Source organism: Stutzerimonas sp. LR2 (genome assembly GCF_055755175.1).
The window spans coordinates 684,907-706,675 of record NZ_JBVTRR010000002.1 but is presented as its reverse complement, the minus strand read 5'-3'; the positions used below and the strand labels follow the sequence as shown (position 1 = coordinate 706,675).

General features: G+C 59.5%; 23 protein-coding genes and 3 tRNA genes. 9 read left to right on the top strand and 17 right to left on the bottom strand.

Going from position 1 to position 21,769, the window contains the following annotated elements:
* Window positions 1–5 precede the first annotated feature (5 nt).
* Genes trbF through ACVRRC_RS09855 form a run of 3 tightly spaced genes read left to right on the top strand, consistent with a single transcriptional unit; the run spans window position 6 to window position 2,895 of the window.
* Window positions 6–698, top strand: a complete 693-nt coding sequence (gene trbF, locus ACVRRC_RS09865; protein ID WP_472996923.1) for a conjugal transfer protein TrbF — start codon at window positions 6–8, stop codon at window positions 696–698.
* A gap of 11 nt (window positions 699–709) precedes the next feature.
* Complete coding sequence (trbG, locus tag ACVRRC_RS09860; RefSeq protein ID WP_472996922.1) at window positions 710–1,693, top strand: P-type conjugative transfer protein TrbG; 984 nt, start codon at window positions 710–712, stop codon at window positions 1,691–1,693.
* The gene (locus ACVRRC_RS09855) at window positions 1,690–2,895 is read left to right on the top strand and encodes a TraB/TrbI/VirB10 family type IV secretion system protein (protein WP_181121489.1); all 1,206 of its coding nucleotides are present in this window, start codon (window positions 1,690–1,692) and stop codon (window positions 2,893–2,895) included. The genes trbG and ACVRRC_RS09855 overlap by 4 nt, the downstream gene beginning before the upstream one ends.
* 55 nt (window positions 2,896–2,950) lie before the next feature.
* Here the strand turns inward: ACVRRC_RS09855 and ACVRRC_RS09850 are convergent, their stop codons facing one another.
* The 3 genes from ACVRRC_RS09850 to ACVRRC_RS09840 all read right to left on the bottom strand — a co-directional run bounded on the left by ACVRRC_RS09850 (window position 2,951) and on the right by ACVRRC_RS09840 (window position 5,901).
* The gene (locus tag ACVRRC_RS09850; RefSeq protein WP_258188788.1) at window positions 2,951–3,358 is read right to left on the bottom strand and encodes a helix-turn-helix domain-containing protein; all 408 of its coding nucleotides are present in this window, start codon (window positions 3,356–3,358) and stop codon (window positions 2,951–2,953) included.
* A complete protein-coding gene (locus ACVRRC_RS09845) occupies window positions 3,355–4,671 on the bottom strand; it encodes a type II toxin-antitoxin system HipA family toxin (RefSeq protein ID WP_472996921.1) in 1,317 nt (438 codons plus the stop codon). The genes ACVRRC_RS09850 and ACVRRC_RS09845 overlap by 4 nt, the downstream gene beginning before the upstream one ends.
* A 180-nt stretch (window positions 4,672–4,851) precedes the next feature.
* Entirely contained in the window at window positions 4,852–5,901 is a 1,050-nt protein-coding gene (locus tag ACVRRC_RS09840; RefSeq protein ID WP_472996920.1) for a hypothetical protein, read from the bottom strand.
* 633 nt (window positions 5,902–6,534) lie between these two features.
* On the opposite strand from ACVRRC_RS09840, the gene ACVRRC_RS09835 reads away from it, so the two are divergent.
* Entirely contained in the window at window positions 6,535–7,734 is a 1,200-nt protein-coding gene (locus ACVRRC_RS09835; protein WP_170800226.1) for a tyrosine-type recombinase/integrase, read from the top strand.
* Between the two features lie 93 nt (window positions 7,735–7,827).
* Here ACVRRC_RS09835 and ACVRRC_RS09830 read toward each other — a convergent pair.
* From ACVRRC_RS09830 to ACVRRC_RS09785, 10 genes are all read right to left on the bottom strand, one after another.
* Window positions 7,828–7,904, bottom strand: a tRNA-Pro gene (locus ACVRRC_RS09830).
* An 85-nt stretch (window positions 7,905–7,989) separates the two neighbouring features.
* Complete coding sequence (locus tag ACVRRC_RS09825; RefSeq protein WP_011913481.1) at window positions 7,990–8,346, bottom strand: MerR family transcriptional regulator; 357 nt, start codon at window positions 8,344–8,346, stop codon at window positions 7,990–7,992.
* Entirely contained in the window at window positions 8,327–8,629 is a 303-nt protein-coding gene (gene ihfA, locus ACVRRC_RS09820) for an integration host factor subunit alpha (RefSeq protein WP_011913482.1), read from the bottom strand. The genes ACVRRC_RS09825 and ihfA overlap by 20 nt, the downstream gene beginning before the upstream one ends.
* Window positions 8,630–8,632: 3 nt before the next feature.
* Window positions 8,633–11,011 (bottom strand): phenylalanine--tRNA ligase subunit beta, encoded by a 2,379-nt coding sequence (gene pheT / locus ACVRRC_RS09815; protein ID WP_472996919.1) that lies wholly within the window; start codon window positions 11,009–11,011, stop codon window positions 8,633–8,635.
* 36 nt (window positions 11,012–11,047) lie between these two features.
* Window positions 11,048–12,064, bottom strand: a complete 1,017-nt coding sequence (gene pheS, locus ACVRRC_RS09810) for a phenylalanine--tRNA ligase subunit alpha (RefSeq protein ID WP_045158272.1) — start codon at window positions 12,062–12,064, stop codon at window positions 11,048–11,050.
* A gap of 174 nt (window positions 12,065–12,238) precedes the next feature.
* Complete coding sequence (gene rplT / locus ACVRRC_RS09805) at window positions 12,239–12,595, bottom strand: 50S ribosomal protein L20 (protein WP_003282569.1); 357 nt, start codon at window positions 12,593–12,595, stop codon at window positions 12,239–12,241.
* A gap of 27 nt (window positions 12,596–12,622) precedes the next feature.
* On the bottom strand, window positions 12,623–12,817 hold the full coding sequence (gene rpmI / locus ACVRRC_RS09800; RefSeq protein ID WP_003298367.1) for a 50S ribosomal protein L35: 195 nt from the start codon (window positions 12,815–12,817) through the stop codon (window positions 12,623–12,625).
* 59 nt (window positions 12,818–12,876) lie between these two features.
* A complete protein-coding gene (infC, locus tag ACVRRC_RS09795; protein ID WP_169918131.1) occupies window positions 12,877–13,428 on the bottom strand; it encodes a translation initiation factor IF-3 in 552 nt (183 codons plus the stop codon).
* Window positions 13,428–15,350 (bottom strand): threonine--tRNA ligase, encoded by a 1,923-nt coding sequence (gene thrS / locus ACVRRC_RS09790; protein ID WP_019406057.1) that lies wholly within the window; start codon window positions 15,348–15,350, stop codon window positions 13,428–13,430. Before thrS ends, infC begins: the two co-directional genes overlap by 1 nt.
* Before the next feature lie 226 nt (window positions 15,351–15,576).
* A tRNA-Val gene (locus ACVRRC_RS09785) sits at window positions 15,577–15,653 on the bottom strand.
* A 168-nt stretch (window positions 15,654–15,821) separates the two neighbouring features.
* On the opposite strand from ACVRRC_RS09785, the gene ACVRRC_RS09780 reads away from it, so the two are divergent.
* On the top strand, window positions 15,822–17,105 hold the full coding sequence (locus tag ACVRRC_RS09780) for an NAD(P)/FAD-dependent oxidoreductase (RefSeq protein WP_019406058.1): 1,284 nt from the start codon (window positions 15,822–15,824) through the stop codon (window positions 17,103–17,105).
* Here the strand turns inward: ACVRRC_RS09780 and ACVRRC_RS09775 are convergent.
* Together ACVRRC_RS09775 and ACVRRC_RS09770 are read right to left on the bottom strand one after the other, a co-directional pair.
* Window positions 17,102–18,058, bottom strand: coding sequence for a PA2778 family cysteine peptidase (locus ACVRRC_RS09775; protein WP_019406059.1), 957 nt, complete (start codon window positions 18,056–18,058; stop codon window positions 17,102–17,104). The genes ACVRRC_RS09780 and ACVRRC_RS09775 overlap by 4 nt on opposite strands.
* A complete protein-coding gene (locus tag ACVRRC_RS09770; RefSeq protein WP_011913489.1) occupies window positions 18,055–18,456 on the bottom strand; it encodes a PA2779 family protein in 402 nt (133 codons plus the stop codon). Before ACVRRC_RS09770 ends, ACVRRC_RS09775 begins: the two co-directional genes overlap by 4 nt.
* A 204-nt stretch (window positions 18,457–18,660) precedes the next feature.
* Here ACVRRC_RS09770 and ACVRRC_RS09765 point away from each other — a divergent pair, with 204 nt between their 5' ends.
* The gene (locus ACVRRC_RS09765; RefSeq protein ID WP_020308694.1) at window positions 18,661–18,978 is read left to right on the top strand and encodes an I78 family peptidase inhibitor; all 318 of its coding nucleotides are present in this window, start codon (window positions 18,661–18,663) and stop codon (window positions 18,976–18,978) included.
* A 70-nt stretch (window positions 18,979–19,048) separates the two neighbouring features.
* Here the strand turns inward: ACVRRC_RS09765 and ACVRRC_RS09760 are convergent, their stop codons facing one another.
* Window positions 19,049–20,077, bottom strand: a complete 1,029-nt coding sequence (locus ACVRRC_RS09760) for an acyltransferase family protein (protein ID WP_011913491.1) — start codon at window positions 20,075–20,077, stop codon at window positions 19,049–19,051.
* Between the two features lie 201 nt (window positions 20,078–20,278).
* Here ACVRRC_RS09760 and mobA point away from each other — a divergent pair, with 201 nt between their 5' ends.
* The 3 genes from mobA (at window position 20,279) to ACVRRC_RS09745 (ending at window position 21,374) form a co-directional block, all read left to right on the top strand.
* A complete protein-coding gene (gene mobA / locus ACVRRC_RS09755) occupies window positions 20,279–20,887 on the top strand; it encodes a molybdenum cofactor guanylyltransferase MobA (RefSeq protein ID WP_019406060.1) in 609 nt (202 codons plus the stop codon).
* A gap of 46 nt (window positions 20,888–20,933) precedes the next feature.
* Window positions 20,934–21,155, top strand: coding sequence for a YgdI/YgdR family lipoprotein (locus ACVRRC_RS09750; RefSeq protein ID WP_019406061.1), 222 nt, complete (start codon window positions 20,934–20,936; stop codon window positions 21,153–21,155).
* Window positions 21,156–21,297: 142 nt separating this feature from the next.
* Window positions 21,298–21,374: transfer RNA gene (locus tag ACVRRC_RS09745), tRNA-Pro, on the top strand.
* A gap of 80 nt (window positions 21,375–21,454) precedes the next feature.
* Here ACVRRC_RS09745 and ACVRRC_RS09740 read toward each other — a convergent pair.
* A complete protein-coding gene (locus ACVRRC_RS09740; RefSeq protein WP_192476432.1) occupies window positions 21,455–21,703 on the bottom strand; it encodes a glutaredoxin family protein in 249 nt (82 codons plus the stop codon).
* Window positions 21,704–21,769: the final 66 nt, after the last annotated feature.

The following is a 21,769-nucleotide window of genomic DNA, read 5'->3' as shown; positions in this document are numbered from 1 at the left end:
CCTCGATGCGCTTTAGACGCGCTCGCACGCGCTACTCGCAGGCACCAGCACCCGCGACGCCCTACCAGGCCGCGGCGCAAGTCTGGGACGAGCGCCTCGGGTCCAGCCGCGCCCAGGCCCGGAACTGGCGCCTGATGGCGTTCGGCTGCCTGGGTTTGGCACTGCTGATGGCGGCCGGCCTGGTCTGGCGTTCTGCACAGTCGCTGGTCATTCCCTACGTGGTGGAGGTCGACAGTGCCGGCCAGGTTCGCGCGGTGGGTGAAGCAGCGACCGACTACCAGCCGGGCGATGCGCTGATTGCCCACCACCTGGCCCGGTTCATCACGCTGGTCCGCGCGCTGCCCATTGATCCGATCGTCGTGCGAAGCAACTGGCTTGGCGCCTACCAACTGACCACGAACCGCGGCGCCACCACGCTCAACGAGTTCGCTCGCGAGAGCGATCCGTTCTCACGCATCGGCAAGGAGTCGATCACCGTCGAGATCACGAGCGTTGTCCGCGCCAGCGAGAACTCCTTCCAGGTGCGCTGGACGGAGCGCCGCTATGTCGATGGCGGCTCGGCAGGTTCCGAGCGCTGGACCGCCGTGCTAACGGTCGTCCTCAAGCCACCACGCAGCGAAGAGAAGCTTCGCCAGAATCCCTTGGGCATCTATGTCGACAACCTGTCCTGGAGCCGCGAACTCGACACCACTCCATGAGGCGACCCACGATGATGCAGTACCTGCGCTACGTTTGTTCTTTTCTAGTCGTCGTAACAACCGGCTGCGCAAGCCGAAACGCACCACCACCGGCAATTCCGCTGGAGGAGCCGGTTGCAGCGCAACAGATGGCGGAGCCTCCGAAGCCGGTGGAGGTAGTGGCGATACCCCAGCCGCTGGCGCTTCCATCACAGCTCAAGCCACTGCCGAAGCCGGTCCGCCAGTCGGAACCTGTCGCGCCTGAAGCAAGCGTTTCGCGCGCCAACGATGAAGCCCGAATTGCACCGACCCGTGAGGGCTACCTCAATGCGGTTCAGGTATGGCCTTTCTCCGATGGTGCCCTGTACCAGGTCTTTGCCAGTCCCGGCCGAGTGACCGCAATCAACCTCGAACCCGGTGAAGAACTCATCGCCGTCGCTGCCGGCGACACGGCACGCTGGATCGTTGGCGACACATCGAGCGGGCTGGGCGAGCGCCTGCGAATCAGCATCCTCGTCAAACCGACCCGCGTCGCCATCACGACGAACATGGTGATCACCACCAACCGGCGCACCTATCTGGTCGAACTAACCTCCACCGAGCAGGCCTGGATGGCATCGGTATCCTGGGACTACCCACAGGATCGACTTCTGTCCCTCAAACGGCAGGCTGCCGAGGCCCTCGAAGCGGCACCGGTGGATGCCGGCCTCGCCCTCGAACAGCTGCAGTTTCGCTATGTGATTCGCGGCGACAACCCTCCCTGGAAGCCACTTCGCGCTTTCGACGATGGGCGCAAGGTCTACATCCAGTTTCCGCCGGGTATTGCGCAGGGCGAACTCCCGCCACTCTTCGTCATTGGCGCCACGGGCGATGGCGAGCTGGTCAACTACCGCGTCCGGTCCCCGTACTACGTCGTCGACCGGCTCTTTGCCGCGGCCGAGCTCCGCCTGGGCGGCGAAAAGAAAGTCGTCGTTCGGATCGAGCGCAGCGACGTCCCCTCCGGTGGTCATCGATGACGAGCGCGACCGACGTCTCCGGGGACGAAGGCCCAGTGCGGCCACAGACGAAGGTGGCGGCCGAGACGCTGGCATTGCGCGCCCGACCGGGTCGTGTCATGCGGCTTAACGCACGGACGATACTGGTCATTGCCGGGAGCCTGGCGACGGCGACGCTCATTGCCCTGCTCCTGGGACTGAATCCATCGGACCAAACACGCGAGAATCCGGCGGGAGAACTGTTCAGCGTCGATCACAACGTGCGACCGGAGCGACTCGAGTCACTTGCAAAGGACTATTCGCAATTGGCGTCGCCCCTGCCGGCACCGGATAGCCGTACCGAGAGAGCCGATACCGTGGCAACAGAGCCTTTGGCTCATGCCCCATCGGACCCAAGTGAGCTCGAACCGAAGCCTGCCGAACTGGCGGACGCGGAAGAGGACGAGCAAGCGCGCCTCTCGCCTCTCTTCTTCCAGGCCAGCCACACGCGGCCAGCCGGCGAACCCGTGATTGATCCGGATCACCCTGACCGCTCTGTTCAAAGCCGCGGTGGCAATCAGGCGCTTCTCAGTAAAACCTCAAACGCACAAATGAGCACATCCGTATTGGTGCAGAAGCCGGCGTCTCCCTATCAGGTCATGGCGGGGACCGTGATCGCGGCGGCGCTGGTGACCGGAATCAAGTCCGACTTGCCAGGCGACGTGATCGCCACGGTGACCGAGCCGGTCTACGACACCGCGACCGGAGCGCATGTGCTCATTCCCCAGGGTGCTCGTCTGCTCGGCCGCTACGACAGCCAGATCAGCCATGGACAGAGCCGAGTCGACGTGGTCTGGCACCGGCTTATCTTCCCCGACACCTCGTCGCTGAAACTCGACAACCCGGTCGCAAGTGACCCCCAAGGCTATGCCGGTCTCGAGGACGGTGTTGATTGGCACTGGGATCGGGTCGTTGCCGGCGCGGCGCTGACCAGCCTATTGGGCATTGGCGCCGAGCTGGCGGCCCCGTCCAGCCGCCGCGAGGGGGATCGAATCGTGATAGCGGGTCGTGACAGCCTGCAAGACTCGGTCAACCAGGTAGGCCAGGAGATCACACGGCGAAACGTGGACATACGGCCCACGCTCACCCAGCGGCCCGGTCTTCCCCTGCGGATCATCGTCAACCGCGATATCGCGCTGCGCCCGTATCGGCCGCTTTCCGCACCGATCCATGGCCGGCCATGAGAATCTAGCGAGACGACGAAGACTCAATCTCCAGACCTGCCAGACGCTAGTCCGCCTATCTTCGCTCTCCACCCTTATCGGGCGGAGTGGCCGTCGTCCCTTCTCGACGCTCGACGTGTTTGCGGCGCGGGTTGGCTCCACGGACCGGGCGAGCCATATCGGACGTTGGCTCACGCAAAGAAACTGACGAGGCGGGTATGCCCGCAACAAGCCCAAGGCGAAGCCCGAATTTCCTCAGGATCGCCTCGATGGTGCCGAGGGTTGGATTACCTTTATCGGTCTCTATCTGGTAGAGGGCCTTGGTGGACAGGTTGCACATCGCGGCGAAGGTCGCCTGGTCGAAACCGGTCACCTCGAGCCGCAACCGGCGTATAGATGTCCCCAGCGTTTCCCTTCCCGACGCATGGCCCTGCATGATGTCCTCAATGATCCGCTTTCGCTGCTCGCTGTTGGGCGCGCTCATCTCAACCCCCATTCCGCCAGGCGTGTGTCCAGGTTGTTCAAGGGGATGGTCCGGGCCTGCCGCACCTCTGCGGGTAAATCGACCAACAGGTCGGGCAATGCTCTGAATCTCTGCGCAGCCGCGCGAAGGCGCTCGAACAGCGCAGCCGGATCGGTAATGGCGTGGAAATAGTTGCAGACCGCTCGCCAGTCCGGGCTCCCCATGTGCTCCGGCCTCCACTTGGTCACCCGCGTGACGCCCTCGGGGTCCAGCACCATCGGCGCGAGGTCATAGATGGGCGCCAGCTCGAATCTGCCGTGATACCTGAAAATCGCCATGTTGCGTCCGTGGTTGTCAGAGTTGCCGAGGATCCGATTCAACAGATCGCGCTGCAGATACTCGAAGACAAGCTCCTCGAGCTCGTCGATCTGGTTGTTGGCGGTCCACAGCCCGATCAACCGCCCCAACACGTCCTCATGGTTCATCCTTGACCCCGGAACGGTATTCGCGCAGACCGAGTAGATCGACTCGACCGGGATCCTCTCGACCGTCCCTTGATCGACTCGACGATCGAAGCGTGGCATCCACAGGCTTGGCTTCTCGGCTTCCTCAAGCACGAGGCCGTCGGTCGAGACCGTGTTCAAGCCAAGGTGCGAGACCGCCCGGTAGTAATGGAATTCGGAGCGCAGGATGTTCTTGTCCCGCTCGGTTACCTGGTTGCGGGCGAACTTGACCAGCCAGTGGCGCCTGGCCAGATCGTCGGACAGCATCGCGTCTGCATACAGGGCCCCATCTACGCCTTCGACCATCAGCAGCTTCGGCGCCTCGCCCTGTGCACCGGTGGCGCCGCCCAGCGCAGCCCCCGACTCGTAGGCGTACTCGAGAAAATCGTTGGTCCTATCCACGACTTCGCGGCGAGGAAAAGCTTCCCGGCGCGTCTGGTGCACGTGCTCGAAAGACTCCTTCACGCGCAGATGGCCGATCGACGACGGGGTACAGCGGCTTAGCAGAAAGAAATCTAGATCGACGCCCTCGGGCTTCTCGCCGCCGAAGCGCTTCTCCAACGATCTCCGCGCGGCACCGGCTGGCATCAGGTCGTAGACGAAGGCCGGATAGCCCTTGGTTTCGACCAGATTCCAGTTGACCGGCAGGTTTACACTGATTGCCGGTTCGAAAAGCGAGTCCAGGTCACCAATGAAGTCGACCAGGTACGGCTGCAGGTAGGCGGTCGTGCATCTCGCTTCTTCCACATGACGAATGTCCGTGATCGAGAGCACCAACGCATCTCGCCAGCGGCCCGCGACGTGGGTCTGGATCGTGAGTTCCCCAACCATAGTCTGTCTGATATATAACCGGTACTGTAGTTCCGAATTTAAAGCAAAACGCCCGGTTCGTCAGTATTAAAATACCTACAAAAGGGAAAAATAGGCGATATTAGGCATTATAGTACTGGTTGCTGCCCGACGAAGCAGTCGATACCAGTCGCGAAACGATCGCGCGGGATGACGGGTACGCTACCGCTCTTCCGGCGTTTTCCAGCCAAGCAGCGCCGCCAGAGCATCCGGCTCCCCGATCAATGAGCGAGCGCGGTCCAAGCGCTCGAGAAGCACATCACGCGCATCATCGTTTCGCTGTCGCGCTTGCGCCATTGCCGCTGCAAAGAACGAATGAATACGCTGCGCTTCGCCCCAGCTCGTAATGATCTGCAAAAGCTCGTCCCGGGCGTCCTGCCTGGCCTGCTCGCGCCGTTGGCGCTCCCGCTCTTCCAAATGACGTTGCCATTGCGCTTCTTGCTCGCGGCGCCGGATCAGCTCGGCAAGTTCGCCCTCCTCCACCCGTTGCGCCACCAGCGGCGCCGCTGCACGCACGGCACGAACGATGGCGTCGAGGCGTTTTCGCAGGTCGCCGGGCTTGCGCTCGCGCCAGGTTTCGGACCAGTCGGCCAGCGGATAGGGAGAATAGGCCTGCAGACAGAACCGACCCGTCGCGAAGGCATGCTGGGTCGTCCAGGACCAGTGCGGCCATCCGTGCCGAGGCCGGTGTCGCTCGGCCTGCTCAAGCGGCAGGTACTCGCCGTCGATGTAACGCGCCTCCTTCGTTTCTGTCAGCTCGAACAGCGTCAGGCCAATGGCAACGGTCCCGATGAAGACGACGGTTGGCTTCGACGGCGCCCACAGCGAGGGATAGCGATGTTCGGGGGTCTTGCCCGGGTTCTCGCGCACATCCACGCCAACCCGACAATAGATGCGGTCGCCGGGTGACAGGCTGACTGGGTGCCCTCTTTGCTCGAACCGTCGAAACAGTTCATCGAGCAGCGCAATTCCCTCGTCGAGCATCGGACGGGTCACCACGAGATCGGCGAGACGGCGCTTGGTGGGCTTGAGAAAACCCTGGTCGATCTCTTGCCCCTGCCCGAAAACCTCCTTCGCACCGGCGAGCACCGGATGGGGACCGGGGCCATCGCGAACCACGGCCTTGAGCCGACGCGACCGTGCGGGCGGCTTCGGCAGTGAACGAGGACCGCCCATATCGACCCTCTCGCCACGGCGCCACGACTCGCGCATTCCAGGCCCCAGCGCAGGCAACGGCGGCTGTGGACTGGGTTTGCCGTGACTGAGCTTCGTCCAGTGACCGCGCGGCGGTCGCGGTACCCCCATGCATTGGCAAACCCGTGCCATGAAGCTGGACGACACCCTGTAACGCTCGGCGACCCTGAGCATGGGTTCGCTCCAGACCAACTCGTACAGCGCCTCTCTAGTAATCCGCTCGTCGTTCCTCACCTCGACCTCCAGCCAATCAGCCTTCACCTCCTACCAGGCCCGCTCCAACATGCCCGAGCCGGTTGAGCACATACAGCGTAACGCCCAGCATCTAGCCGATGGTGCCAACGGCACACTTTCGTTCGAGCAACCGGTGCCAAAGGTCATGGCAACTACCAGCAACCCCCAGGTAACACCCCTTCCCCCACGAATACTGAGAGCCAATGCGGCCCCTGCATACCTGAGCATGTGTCGCAGCGAGTTCAACAGGACCGTACGTCCCTTCATTCGCGAATTTCCCATCGGGGTCCAGGGCGTTGGCTTCGATCGCCTCGAGCTCGACGCCTGGGCGGACGCCTATATCGCCAAAGCCAGCATTGAAAAGAGCGGTGCGCAGGGGGAAGATCGGCCCTGCAGTAGGCGCCGTGGAGGACAACCATGGCGAAAAGAACAATCAGCGGTCTCTACCAACGCAACGGCGTCTGGTACATCGACAAGATCTACCGAGGTCAGCGCATTCGAGAAAGCACTGGCTCAGGTGACCGGAAGGAGGCGGAGCAATATCTGATACATCGCCTGGAGCAGCTGAGGCAACAGCACATCTATGGCGTTAGAAGGGTAAGAACCTGGCGTGAAGCGGCTACGCGCTATCTGGTGGAGTTCAAGGACCAGCCATCAATAGGGCTGACGGCGTTGTATCTCGAGCAGCTTGATCCCTACATTGGTGATCGACCGGTGGACCACATCGACGACGAGGCACTCGCACCCTACGTGAAGGACAGGCTCGCCGGTCGCCTGCGCGGATCCCCCGGAAAAGGCAGAAGCGTGGCGCCTCGAACCATAAACATCGCATTGGAGCGAGTCATACGGGTGCTGAATCTCTGCGCGCGCAAGTGGCGTGATGAAGCGCGACGCCCCTGGCTCGATACCGTCCCGATGATTACGCGGTTGGACCTCAGGCGCTCGACGCGCCAGCCCCATCCGCTGTCGTGGGAGGAGCAGAGCCTGCTGTTCGCAGAGCTGCCCGATCACCTGAGGAGGATGGCGCTCTACAAGGTCAACAGCGGCTCCCGGGAGCAGGAAGTGGTCAAGCTACGCTGGGATTGGGAGATCCCGGTACCGGAGCTCGGAACCAGCGTTTTCCTTATCCCGGCCGATTTTGGCGGGCGACACGAAAACGCAGGCGTGAAGAACGGCGACGAGCGCCTGATTGTGCTGAATCGGGTCGCCAAATCGGTCATCGAGGGCCAACGCGGACTGGATCCGGTATGGGTGTTTCCCTACGGTCAGCCCGACAAGGATGGCAACGCCACCCCGATGCACCGCATGAACGACTCGGCGTGGCGCAAGGCAAGGAAACGGGCGGCCGCAATGTACGAGCAGCGCTTCAAGCGAACGGCTCCGGCGGGTTTTGCATCGATCCGCGTGCATGACCTGAAGCACACGTTCGGTCGCAGGCTTCGCGCCGCAGGCGTGACGGAGGAAGACAGGAAGGTCCTGTTGGGCCACAAGAACGGCAGCATCACCAGCCACTACTCGGCGGCCGAACTGGGCAAGCTGATCGATGAGGCCAACAAGATATCGGCGACGGATTCGAGGGGACCGGCGCTGACGATACTGAGGAGGAAGGCGGGTTGAAAAAAGTCCCCCCAAAAGTCCCCACACTGCCACGCGCGGACCGGACAAAAAAAATCCAGTCACCGCTAAGTAACTGGATTTTCTAGGGAATTTTGGTCGGGACGGAGTGATTCGAACACTCGACCCCTTGCACCCCATGCAAGTGCGCTACCAGGCTGCGCTACGCCCCGACGAATGCTGTCAGCACTGCTGAAAGCGGATCGAACTATACATTAAGCATCTGAAAATGTGAAAGTTTTTTAGCGCCAAGGAAAGCTATTTCCTCAGCACCTGCAGCACTTCCTCCAGCTCCGAAATCATTTGCCGAATCAGCTGCTTGTATTGGGTGGTGTCGTCGCGCGCTTCATCACCGGACATGCGCTGCCTGGCGCCTCCGATGGTGAAACCCTGATCGTAGAGAAGCGCGCGAATCTGACGGATCATCAACACATCTTGCCGCTGATAGTAGCGCCTGTTACCACGACGCTTCACCGGGTTCAGCTGAGGAAACTCCTGCTCCCAGTAACGCAGCACATGGGGTTTCACCGCGCAGAGTTCGCTGACCTCACCAATGGTGAAGTAGCGCTTGCCCGGAATGGCAGGAAGCTCGTCGTTATGGCTTGGTTCCAGCATAGGCCTCGACTCTCGCTTTGAGTTTCTGCCCAGGACGGAACGTCACCACACGACGCGCCGTGATAGGAATTTCCTCACCCGTCTTCGGATTACGACCTGGGCGCTGACGTTTATCGCGCAGGTCGAAGTTGCCGAAGCCGGACAGCTTGACCTGTTCGTTGTGCTCGAGCGCCTGTCGGATTTCCTCGAAAAACAGCTCGACCAGTTCCTTGGCCTCGCGCTTATTCAAGCCCAGCTCTTCATAAAGACGTTCCGCCATTTCAGCTTTCGTCAGAGCCCCCATACGCTATTTCCTTAACGTGGCATTGAACCTTTCTTCCAGGGAGGTGAGGATTTTCTGCATTACGTCGTTCACCTCATCGTCGTTTAGAGTGCGCGATGGGTGCTGCCAGGTCAAGCCGACTGCCACACTTTTGCTAAGAGGATCAATACCTTTCCCCTGATAGACATCAAATAGCTTGAGGTCCGTCAGATTCTCGCCCGCGCCACCGCGAATGCAGTCAAGGATTGACTGCGCGGCGACGTCACGGTTGACGAGGACCGCCAGGTCACGCCGTACCTCAGGGAAGCGCGACAGCTCGGAGAACTGCGGCATGCGGCCGTCTGCGATCTCGGAAAGCTTCAGCTCGAACAGGTATACCGGCTGATCGATCCCCAGCGTACCTGCCAGTTCGGGATGCAGACTTCCAACAAAGCCGACCAGCCGGCCATCGCGCTCGATCCGAGCGGTTTGACCGGGATGCAAGGCGGGATGTTCACCAGGAACGAATCGATAGGCGCCGCCGTTCCCAGCGAATGCGAGCAGCGCTTCGACATCAGCCTTGACGTCGAAGAAATCCACCGCTTCGCGGGCGTTTGCCCAGCCTTCAGGCTCGCGGCTACCTGTCACCACACCTGCCAGCATGGCTTCCTGCTCGAGCGCTGGCAGCTGACCGACAAAGCGCAGCCCTGCTTCGAACAGGCGTACACGCGACTGCTGGCGATTGAGGTTGTATTGCAGCGCCTTCACCAATCCCGGCCAAAGCGAGGCGCGCATTGCCGCCATATCTGCGGAAATCGGGTTGGCCAGCTCCAGTGGTTTCATTCCCGGGCTGAACAGCTCAAAGAGCTTGGGGTCGATGAAGCTGTAAGTGATCGCTTCCTGATAACCACGAGCCACCAGCAAACGACGCAGCAACGGCAACTCTGCGCGCGCTTCCGGCTTCGCCTCAGGCGCGAGACGAGCCTGCGGGTACCGCACCGGCAAGCGATCATAGCCGTATAGGCGGCCCAACTCTTCGATCAGGTCGATTTCAAGACTGATGTCGAAACGATGACTTGGAACGGAGACTTGCCAGCGCCCTTCACCCTCGCCCACCACAACAAGACCCAGCGATGTCAGCAGGCGGACCACTTCGGTACCGTCCAGCTCCAACCCAAGCATCTGGGTAATACGCTCGGCGCGGAGGGTTACAGGTGCAATATTTGGAAGATCGCGTTCGCTGACGACCTCGACGATGGGACCCGCCTTCCCGCCGACGATATCGAGCAGCAAGCTGGTCGCGCGCTCCATCGCCTGCCGCGGAAGTTGCGAGTCGACACCCCGCTCGTAGCGATGCGAAGCGTCCGTATGTAGACCGTAGGAGCGTGCCTTGCCGGCCAGCGCAATCGTGTCGAAGAACGCACTCTCGAGAAAGATGCTGCGGGTGGAAGCGCTGACACCGCTATGCTCGCCTCCCATCACGCCGGCGATGGCGAGTGGCCGCTCATGATCCGCAATGATCAGCGTATCGCTGCGCAAGGAGACTTCCTGGCCATCCAGCAGAACCAGCTTTTCGCCTTCTTCAGCCATACGAACCCGGATGCCGCCCTTGACTTCATCCAGATCAAACGCGTGCAGCGGCTGGCCCAGCTCGAGCATCACATAGTTAGTGACATCAACAACCGCGTCGATACTGCGAATATCGGAACGGCGCAGGCGCTCCACTATCCAGAGTGGCGTCGGGCGTGTCAGATCGACATTGTGGATCACTCTCCCGAGGTAGCGCGGACAAGCCTTCGGCGCCAACACCTCGACCGGGCGTACATCTTCATGGGCGACACTGGCCACGCCGACTTCCACCGGACGCACTTCGGCACCATAGATGGCACCGACTTCCCGAGCCAAACCAGCTAGAGAGAGGCAATCGCCACGATTGGGTGTCAGACCGATCTCGATAGACACATCATCGAGCCCGAGATACTCGCGCAGATCTGTACCAACCGGCGCATCGGCGGCGAGTTCCATCAGGCCGCTGTCGTCGCCTCCGACCTGCAACTCGGTTTCCGAGCAAAGCATGCCGTTGGATTCGACGCCACGCAGCTTGGCCTTCTTAATTTTGAAATCGCCCGGCAACTGGGCGCCGATCATGGCGAAAGGAATCTTCAGACCGGGACGCACGTTCGGCGCGCCGCAAACGACCTGGAAAGTCTCCTGGCCATTGCTCACCTGGCAAACCCTGAGCTTGTCGGCATCAGGATGCTGCGCCGTTTCCAGCACCTCACCGACGACTACGCCGCTGAAGCTACCGGCAACCGGTGTCACGGCATCCACTTCAAGCCCGACCATGGACAGACGGGCGACCAGCTCCTCACGCGAAACTTGTGGGTTGACCCAGCTCCGCAGCCACTGTTCACTGAATTTCATCCTGCTCTCCTAAATATGCGTTGACGGGCGGCGGCACTAGCGAAATTGCGCGAGAAACCGCAGGTCATTGTCGAAGAACAGGCGCAAGTCATTGACGCCGTAACGCAGCATGGCGAGGCGTTCGACGCCCATGCCGAAGGCGAAACCGGAATATCGCTCCGGATCGATTCCCGACATCCGCAATACATTGGGATGCACCATGCCGCAGCCCATGACCTCCAGCCAACCGGTCTGCTTGCATACGCGGCAGCCCTTGCCGCTGCACATCACGCACTGCATGTCGACTTCCGCAGACGGCTCGGTGAACGGGAAGAAGGAAGGACGAAAGCGCACGCCCAGCGGTTTCTCGAAGAACACCCGAAGAAACTCCTCGATGGTGCCCTTGAGATCCGCGAAACTGACACCCTCGTCGATCAACAGGCCCTCGACCTGATGGAACATCGGCGAATGAGTGATATCGGAGTCGCAGCGATAGACTCGCCCGGGACAAACGATACGAATCGGCGGCTGCCGCGACTCCATGGTGCGCACTTGCACGGGCGAAGTGTGCGTACGCAGCAACATGTTGGCATTGAAATAAAACGTGTCGTGCATCGCACGCGCCGGATGATGCCCTGGAATATTCAGTGCTTCGAAATTGTGATAATCGTCTTCGACCTCAGGGCCTTCCGCGACGCTATAGCCAATATGGCTGAAGAACTGCTCGACCCGCTCCAGAGTGCGGGTCACTGGATGCAGTCCGCCGGACGCCTCACCGCGCCCCGGCAGGGTTACGTCGATCCGCTCGGCTGCCAGCTTCGCTCCCAAGGCAGCCTGCTCAAGGTCGGCCTTGCGAGCATTGAGCACGTCCTGCACTTGATTCTTCGCAGCATTGATCAGCGCGCCAGCCTGTGGGCGCTCTTCGGCAGACAGCTTACCCAGCGTCTGCATCAGCTGAGTCAGCTCGCCCTTCTTGCCCAGGTACTGAACCCGGACCTGCTCAAGAGCACCGACGTCTTCACTTCGTTGCACGGCCTCAAGCGCTTGCGAGACCAGTGCATCCAGATTTTCCATGTACATAACCTCCAGAGGTTCTTGCAGAACCGCACTGACTGAGCGACCCATGCCAGGCCGCCGCCAAGCGCACTTTTGCAAAAGCCCCTTCCAGATACGAAATAGGGGAAGAGCACAAGGCTCTTCCCCTATCGATGACTTGCAACGAATCCGAGGATCCGTGATTGCCGGGGCTTAAGCCAGAGAAGCTTTGGCTTTCTCGACAATCGCAGCAAAGGCTGCTTTTTCGTTCACTGCCAGATCGGCCAGAACCTTGCGGTCGATCTCGATGGCCGCCTTCTTCAGACCGGCGATCAGACGGCTGTAGGACAGACCGTTGACACGAGCACCAGCATTGATACGGGCGATCCACAGAGCGCGGAACTGACGCTTGCGCTGACGGCGGTCACGGTAGGCGTATTGGCCAGCCTTGATTACCGCCTGCTTGGCAACGCGGAATACGCGCGAGCGCGCACCGTAGTAGCCTTTGGCGAGTTTCAGAATTTTCTTGTGACGGCGACGGGCAACGACGCCACGCTTAACACGAGCCATGAGTTATTCCTCTGAGTCTTGACCGGATCAACGAACGCGCAGCATGCGCTCCACTTTTGCAACGTCAGACGGATGCACTTGCGAGCAACCGCGCAGCTGACGCTTACGCTTGGTGGTCATCTTGGTCAGGATGTGGCTCTTGAAAGCGTGCTTGTGCTTGAAGCCGTTAGCAGTCTTTTTGAAGCGCTTCGCAGCACCACTTTTGGTTTTCATCTTTGGCATGTTCGTACTCCGCATTCAATAACAACAGTTAACCATCAGGCCTGCCAGTGCCCGGGAGGTTACTTACGCTTCTTGGGAGCGATGACCATCATCAGCTGGCGTCCTTCCAGCTTCGGATGCTGTTCGACGGTACCAATCTCAATGAGGTCAGCTTCGACCCGCTTGAGCAGTTCCATCCCCAGCTCCTGGTGAGCCATCTCACGGCCGCGGAATCGCAATGAAACCTTGGCCTTGTCCCCATCTTCAAGGAAACGTACCAGGTTGCGTAGCTTTACCTGGTAATCCCCTTCTTCCGTCCCTGGACGAAACTTGATTTCTTTGATTTGTTGCTGGTGCTGATTCTTCTTTGCAGCCGCAGCCTGCTTCTTCTTTTCGAAGAGATGCTTGCCGTAATCCATGATCCGGCAGACCGGGGGATTCGCATCAGCGGAAATCTCCACCAGATCCAGCTTTGCCTCTTCGGCGACCCGCAACGCTTCATCAATAGAGACGATGCCAATCTGCTCGCCATCGACACCGATCAGGCGCACTTCGCGCGCGGTGATGTTTTCGTTGATCGGTGCCTTGGGCTGAGCTCGTCTATCCTGTCTCATTTCACGCTTAATAATGATTACTCCGATTCTTGGCGACCACGCCGGGAAACCGCCTGTGCAAGCAGCTGGGCGAATTGTTCGAGCGGCATGGAGCCCATATCGACGCCTTCGCGGGAGCGCACAGCAACGGATCGTGTTTCGACTTCCCGATCCCCGATAACCAAGAGATAGGGTGTCTTGAGCAAAGTATGCTCGCGGATTTTAAAGCCGATCTTTTCGTTTCTCAAGTCACACTTGGCACGGAACCCGCTTTGGACCAGCGTTTTTTCCACCTCTACGGCAAATGCGGCCTGCTTGTCGGTGATATTCATGATCACCGCCTGCGTCGGTGCCAACCATGCAGGGAACGCGCCGGCGTAGTGCTCGATGAGCATGCCGATGAACCGCTCGAACGACCCAAGGATCGCACGGTGCAGCATCACCGGACGCTGACGGCTGTTGTCCTCCGCCACGTAGCTGGCATCGAGACGCTCGGGCAGATTCGGATCGTACTGCAGCGTACCGCACTGCCAGTTGCGACCCAGGCAATCGCGCAAAGTGAACTCGATCTTCGGCCCATAGAAGGCTCCCTCGCCCGGCTGATACTCCCAGGCCAGACCTGACTCATTGAGCGCTTCGGCCAGCGCACTTTCGGCGCGATCCCACAACTCGTCGGAACCGACACGCTTCGCCGGACGGGTCGAAAGCTTCATCGCGATATCGCTGAAACCGAAATCGGCATAGACCTTGAGCGTCAGCTTGATGAAGTCGGCAGCTTCCTTCTTCACCTGCTCCTCGGTGCAGAAGATGTGCGCGTCATCCTGAGTGAAGCCACGCACACGCATGATGCCATGCAGCGCACCAGACGGCTCGTTGCGGTGGCAGGCGCCGAACTCGGCCATGCGCAGCGGCAGATCGCGGTAGGATTTCAGGCCCTGGTTGAAGATCTGCACATGACACGGGCAGTTCATCGGCTTGACTGCGTAATCGCGGTTTTCCGACGAGGTGGTAAACATGTTCTCGGCGTAGTTCGACCAATGCCCGGACTTCTCCCAGAGGATGCGGTCGACTACCTGCGGCGTGCGCACCTCCTGATAGCCGTTCTCGCGCTGCACCTGACGCATGTACTGCTCGAGGTTCTGGTAGAGCGTCCAGCCAGCCGGGTGCCAGAAGACCATACCAGGGGCTTCTTCCTGAGTATGGAACAGGTCGAGTTGCTTGCCGATCCGGCGATGGTCACGCTTCTCGGCCTCCTCGATGCGCTGGATATAGGCGGCCAACTGCTTCTTGTCGGCCCAGGCAGTGCCGTAGATGCGCTGCAGCTGTTCGTTCTTCGAGTCGCCACGCCAGTACGCACCGGAAATGCGGGTCAGTTTGAATGCTTTCAGGAAGCGGGTATTCGGCACGTGCGGGCCGCGGCACATGTCCACATATTCTTCGTGGTAATATAGACCCATCGCCTGCTCGTCGGGCATATCTTCGACCAGGCGCAGCTTGTAATCCTCACCTCGCGACGTGAAGACCTCGATGACTTCAGCTCGCGGCGTCATCTTCTTGATGACGTCGTAGTCCTTGTCGATCAACTCGGCCATACGCTTCTCGATGGCCGCCATGTCTTCCGGGGTAAAGGGACGATCGATGGCGATGTCGTAATAGAAACCCTCATCAATGACCGGACCGATTACCATCTTGGCGTTCGGATACAACTGCTTTACCGCATGACCGACCAGATGCGCGCAGGAGTGGCGAATGATCTCCAACCCCTCCTCATCCTTCGGCGTGATGATCTGCAGCGAAGCATCGCGCTCGATCAAATCACAGGCGTCGACCAGCTTGCCGTCGACCTTGCCAGCCAGGGTCGCCTTCGCAAGGCCGGCGCCGATGGACTGAGCAACCTCAGCCACGGTAACGGGATGATCGAACGAACGCTGACTGCCATCGGGAAGAGTAATGGTGGGCATGGCGCCTCCTCTCCTAGTGGTGACCCGTACCAAAGGCCACATGGGTTGGGATGAGCCAGGAAAGCGACCCGGCGAGCAGGCCTGCCGCACAATGGCAGGCGCCTGATAGGCTCACTCTCGACCGGACCGAAGTCACTGGGAAATACGACTGGCGATGCTTCCAGAACACCGATGCGCTGGCAAGCAAGCCAAAAAAAAGGGTCGCTTGCGCGACCCTTTTTCGAATTGGTAGGCACAATTGGATTCGAACCAACGACCCCCACCATGTCAAGGTGGTGCTCTAACCAACTGAGCTATGTGCCTTCGATGGGGGCGCATTCTAAATGGATGAAAAAAAGAGTCAAGCAGTTTTTTCTGCTAACTCACTGATATTTGGAAAATTTGGAAATCCACACGTATCGCTGGGCCTACCTGGCAAGGCGGCCGGTTAAGCGCTAGCATGCGTAAAATATTTAGAACAGAGATTGCAATATGCCGCACAAGGACTATCCAACTTCCTACTATGCTGCGACCGCCAATCAAACCGTATCTCGCCCCGCGCTAGCTGATCATCATCAGGTCGACGTGTGCGTCATTGGCGCTGGTTACACCGGTCTGTCCACTGCCCTGTTCCTGCTCGAGAAGGGCTTCAGCGTCACCGTTCTGGAAGCCGTGAAGGTTGGCTTCGGCGCATCCGGTCGCAACGGCGGGCAGATCGTCAACAGCTACAGCCGAGACCTCGACAGCATTGAGCGCAGCGTCAGCGAGCCTGCCGCCAAGCTGATCGGCGAAATGGCATTTGAAGGCGGAAGGATCATCCGCGATCGGGTCGCCCGCTACCACATCAGGTGCGACCTGAAAGACGGCGGCGTGTTTGCTGCTTTCAATAAGAAGCAGATGCACCATCTCGAAGCGCAGAAAGCGCTATGGGAGCGATACGGCTACCAGCATCTCGAATTGCTGGACCAGCATGACATCCAGCAGGTTGTAGCGTCTGATCGCTACGCCGGCGGCATGCTCGATAAACAAGGCGGCCATATCCACCCGCTCAATCTGGCCCTGGGAGAAGCTACGGCGATCGAGTCTCTCGGCGGCATCATCTATGAGAACTCGCCAGCGATCCGCGTCGAGCGCGGCGAGCAGCCGGTAGTGCACACGCCTGCCGGGAGTATTCGCGCTAGGTTCGTGGTGGTGGCAGGCAATGCGTACCTAGGCGGCCTGATCCCTGAACTGGCGGCAAAATCGATGCCTTGCGGAACCCAGGTGATAGCTACCGAGCCTCTTGACGAGGAACTCGCTCGCAGCCTTCTGCCCCAGGATTACTGCGTCGAGGACTGCAACTATCTGCTCGACTACTACCGACTCTCGGCAGACAAGCGCCTCATCTACGGAGGCGGGGTCGTTTATGGTGCGCGAGATCCAGCTGATGTCACCTCGATCATCCGACCGAAGATGCTAAGAACATTCCCACAGCTGGCGAATGTGAAAGTCGACTACGCCTGGACGGGCAACTTCCTGCTCACGCTGTCGCGCCTACCGCAAGTCGGGCGGCTGGGAAGCAACATCTATTACTCTCAAGGCTGCAGCGGTCACGGCGTCACCTACACCCACGTCGCCGGCAAAGTGATCGCCGAAGCACTGAGCGGCCAGGCCGAGCGTTTCGATGCTTTCGCCAGCCTGCCGCATTACCCGTTCCCAGGCGGTCAGCGCTTCCAGGCGCCGCTCAGCGCTCTCGGCGCCATGTACTACAGTCTGCGCGACCGAATCGGGTTCTAATGAACAGGCAGCGGGCACGACGGTGGCGGAGCGCATTGCCGAGCCGCCTGCTCTGCGGCCGGCAAAGGCGCCTTTAGACGGTCATCACCCGGTGCAAGTCGGGCCGAACAGGCTCGAGCCTGCCGGGCCTCCGAGATGCAGCCCTGCTCGGCCATTACCTGCGACAGATTGAACCAACCGATCGCGAACCTCTGGTCCACGCGCACGCTGGCACGCAACGATGCCTCCGCAGCGTGTATCTCACCCGAACCGTACTGGCTGTTAGCCAAGGCGAAGTACGCCAGCGCTGACCCCCAGCGCGCCGTAGCGGCATCGTATGCCTGCCGGGCACCCCGCCGTTGTCCGACCTCCTCCATATCACTGGCGCTGCGAAGCCAAACGGCCTCCTGCGCAGTCTCTGGAATCTGATCCGGTGTCAGGGTGAGCACAGCCCAACGGCCGCCTTTGGCCCAGGATCGTTCGAACTCGCGAAATCCACCAACCCATCGTTCCGTGGTACCGGAACGCAAGATGATCTCCTGCCGCTCAAGATCGAATCCCACCACCACGGCAAAATGCCACTGTGGCCATCGGTCGAATGCTAGGTTTTGCAACACAAGCACCGGATTACCCGAAGCGATCTCGGTCAGAACATCCTCCAAACGAGGGCGCAGCGGGTAGACCAGCAGCCCGGCGGAGCGAGCAGCAGCCACCATTTCCACCTGTAGACTGCCCTTGCGCTGAGGGATGTAAACCTGCTCGACCAATGCATCGGGCGTCGCGTCAATTCCCCGTTGCGACAGCATCGTGGCCAGCGCAGCGGGCCCGCATTGGAAGTCTTCCTGCGGATAGAACGGTACATCAGCCAACTCGGCCCGAACGGGGAGGTGCGAGGCGTCGACAAGCGTCACTGTCGTACGAGCACAGGCCCCGAGCAGGCCGAACAATACAAGCAGGGCTAACCGCAGGCTCAACGGTTGATGCAGTTGACGAAGTTGAAGATGTTGGTCGCGCAGAGCATGTCGGTGATGATGAAGATCACCAGAAACAGCACGATCACACCAACCACACCAGCGCCTGCCGGCGCTTGGTCAAGCTGCTGGTTGAATTGCGCCAGCTCTGCGGCGGTCAGACTGTTGATACGCTTTTCCACTTGGTCACGCTCAACGCCCATAGACTCGAGCTTTTTTTGCACGTCCTGATCTTCCAGCATGGTCAGCAACTGCTGTCTGTCGACTTGCTGCTGATGCTCGGCGACCACTTCCGGCGTTCCGATCATGGCAGCCTGCGCCATGGGAATCTGTGCCACCAACAGGATATGCAAAGCAGCCAGTACGGTAGCGATACGCTTGAGTAACGGGGAGGTAAACATAGCGGAAACTCCTTGTTTTTCTTCAGCCAGGATTGCAAAGCGCCATCAAGCAATAAGACGAAATGACGCCGCTTCGGTTCCCGCCCATAGCCTCTTTTTTAGGCTTCAGGCGAATACAGCTGCCAGTTATCTCAATCGCCTTACTGACCCGCTCGCAATTCTGATAATAGTTGCGCTTCGGCGAACCGACCAAAAGGAGAACTCGTGTACCGAATCAGCTTTCTCGCATCGATAGCACTCGGAGCAGCATTGGCAAGTGGGTGCCAAACTACTGCAACCCCAGACGACAATGCCCAGCAAGCCAATACCCAGCAACACGGCAAATGCAATTCAGAGGCAGTGAGCAGCCTTGTCGGCAAGGTCGCAACCCCCGAATTATTGGAACAGGCGAGGGACAAGGCAGGTGCCGATGTAGCCCGAATACTTCGGCCCGATGACGTCGTTACACTGGAGTACAACTCCCAGAGACTGAACCTCAATACTGACGCAAATCTGACCATAGAACGCGTCAGCTGCGGCTGAACCCGCACCTGAGCCCGACTGACCGCCAGTATCTTCTGGCGGTCAGTCGGGAGGACCTAGCGGATGCGCATCACGCCACGGCCTTGCGCATACGCAGATGGGAAGCGGAGATTCGCTTTGGCGGAGTGAGCAGGAAGTGCAGGTTGAAACGATTGATCACGATCTGAGCCAGCAGCGGAGCAACGAGCCCAATCAGTGTGCCGACCACGAGATGTGCAGCAATCGAGTCGATGCCTAGGAACTTGCTGAGAATCACCCGCACGCCGCTCCCGGCCAGGATATGCATGAGATAGATCGTCATCGAGGACGCGCCGATAAACAGAAACCAGTCGACGCGGAATTGCCCAAGCCACATCGAAAGCGCGACCATAAAAAAGATGGATATCGTTGCGAGAGCCAGCACCGGCAGGCCGCCGTCGGTGTAGTTCATGCCAAATGTGATATGAAACAGATACTGGCCGATAATGAACAAAGCACCGAAAAACACGGTTAATTGCGTGTAGCGTGCCAGGAAAAAAGCCTTCACTTCGTTGAACCAGACACCCAGCGCGAAGAACACCGTGTTACCCAGGATGAAGCGCGTCATGTTGTTGATCGTCAGTTCCTGCTGGAAGACGAACAGGACCCCGAACAGCACCACGAACGGTAGAAAGTATCGGCGATCGGCTTTCGCATACAGGAACGTGCAGACCAGAAACACCAGGAACAGGGCGTAAAGGAACCAGAACTGGGCACGCGGCATCCATAGCAACGAGAACACCTCAGTCAAGGTGACCTGACCATTGGTGTAATTAGACAGGACGACTTCGAACAGCCCTTGCAGCAACGACCAGACAATGAATGGATAAACGATCGTATCCACCTTGTTGATGATCAGGCCGCCCCTACCCCGCTTTTGCAGCGAATCGAAAAAAAACAAGCCGGAAAGGAAGAAGAACAACGGCATGTGGAAGCTATAGATGATGCTGTCCACAAGCACGAACTCACCCTCATCCATGGGCAGCCCTGCATTGAAGACGCCGCGCGCGACATGCCCGTAGACAACGAGAATGATTCCGATCGCCTTGGCATAATCAACCCAAACGTTTCTCTCCTGCATTGTCTGTTCTCCTTGTATTTCGGCCAATAAGCAGGCGGCACCCCGCCCTCTGTAGAAAGCGGATGGAGGAGATAGACAACAGGATTTCTCGATGGTTTAGCGACGCAACGGCTGCATGTCCGTATCTGCCGAACGGACAGCGACGCCACAGCCGCGTAGGATTGCTGGCACGGTCCGATTGCATGCTTCAGGAGCCACCCAATGACCGACTCAACTTTCCAGTCCTGCTCCATTTTGCTTCTGGCCGGAGGCCGCGGGCAGCGTATGGGCGGTCAGGATAAGGGGCTGCTGGAGTGGCGAGGTCGCCCACTGATCGCCTGGCTGCATGAAGTTGCCCGCCCACTGACCGATGAGCTCTTACTGTCTTGCAATCGGAACCATGCGCGTTACGCCGGCTATGCCGACCGCCTGGTCAGCGATGACGAAGACGGATTTCCTGGCCCGCTCGCAGGGATACGCGCCGGACTTGCCGCCGCGAGCCACCGCTGGCTGCTCCTGCTGCCATGCGATACACCCCTTGTAGATCGTCCGCTGCTGCATTCGCTGTACTCGGCAGCAATCAGCACGCCCGACCAACCTGTGATGCTCCGCTGCGGCGAACAATGGGAGCCGCTGTTCTGTGTCATACCTACCAGCATGCGAGCAGAAATAGACGCCTTCTGGCGTGCCGGGGAGCGCAGCCCGCAACGCATTCTGCTGAAGCTCGGCGCGCGTGAACTGCAAGTCAGGAAAGACGATCCTCGCCTGGCCAACCTCAACACACCGGAGCTTCTCAAAGCCAGCCGTTCAGAGCTGGGAACTTCATCGTAGTGCGCTTCGTCCGATGGTTATCGTTACTCGCAGAAGGAACAGCGTCATGCAAACACGCACTCTACCCGCCCTCATTCTTGCGCTGAGCTTCGGCATATTGGCCGGTTGCGCCAATCCGAGCGTTATCACCCTGAACGACGGTCGCGAGATCCAGACCCTGGACCGTCCGGATTACGACGACGAGTCGGGGTTCTATGAATACGAGCAGCTCGACGGCAAGCCGGGCAAAGTGAACAAGGATCAGGTCCGCACTGTACGCGAACTCTGATCAGTCTGAACGTCGTGCTGTCGATTCGGATCAGACAGCACGACAAGCTTCAGCTGCCTCACCGGGCCAGCATGGTGTGTGAAAAAAATCCGGCGTAACGTCTTGTGCAACAAAACTTTTTCTGTAGAATGCGCGCCATCTTCGGAGCGTAGCGCAGCTTGGTAGCGCGTCTCGTTCGGGACGAGAAGGTCGCTGGTTCGAATCCAGTCGCTCCGACCATATCCCGCGGATCTGTTATTGAATGGCAGACCATAAAAAACCGGCCAACGAGCCGGTTTTTTTTATGCACGTCATTTGACCTACGTTGCGGCAGCCTGCAGAAAGCTCACTACTTGTTCGGCCTCGAACGGCCAATCCAATTCTGCACCATTGTCGACGCGGCGAAGCACCGGTATTCGTAGCCCGTAGAGTTCGACCCAGTCGGAGCGCTCGGCAACATCCATCAATTCCACTAACAGCCCATGCTCTACAAGCGGCATGAGCACCTCTTCTGCCTGCTCGCAGAGATGGCAACCCAGAGTTCCGAAAAGCTGGCATTCAGGCAACATTGGCGATCTCGCAATTATTCGTGTCGAAATTCTAGCAAGGCCGAGGTGGTTAGCCATCTTAGTTAC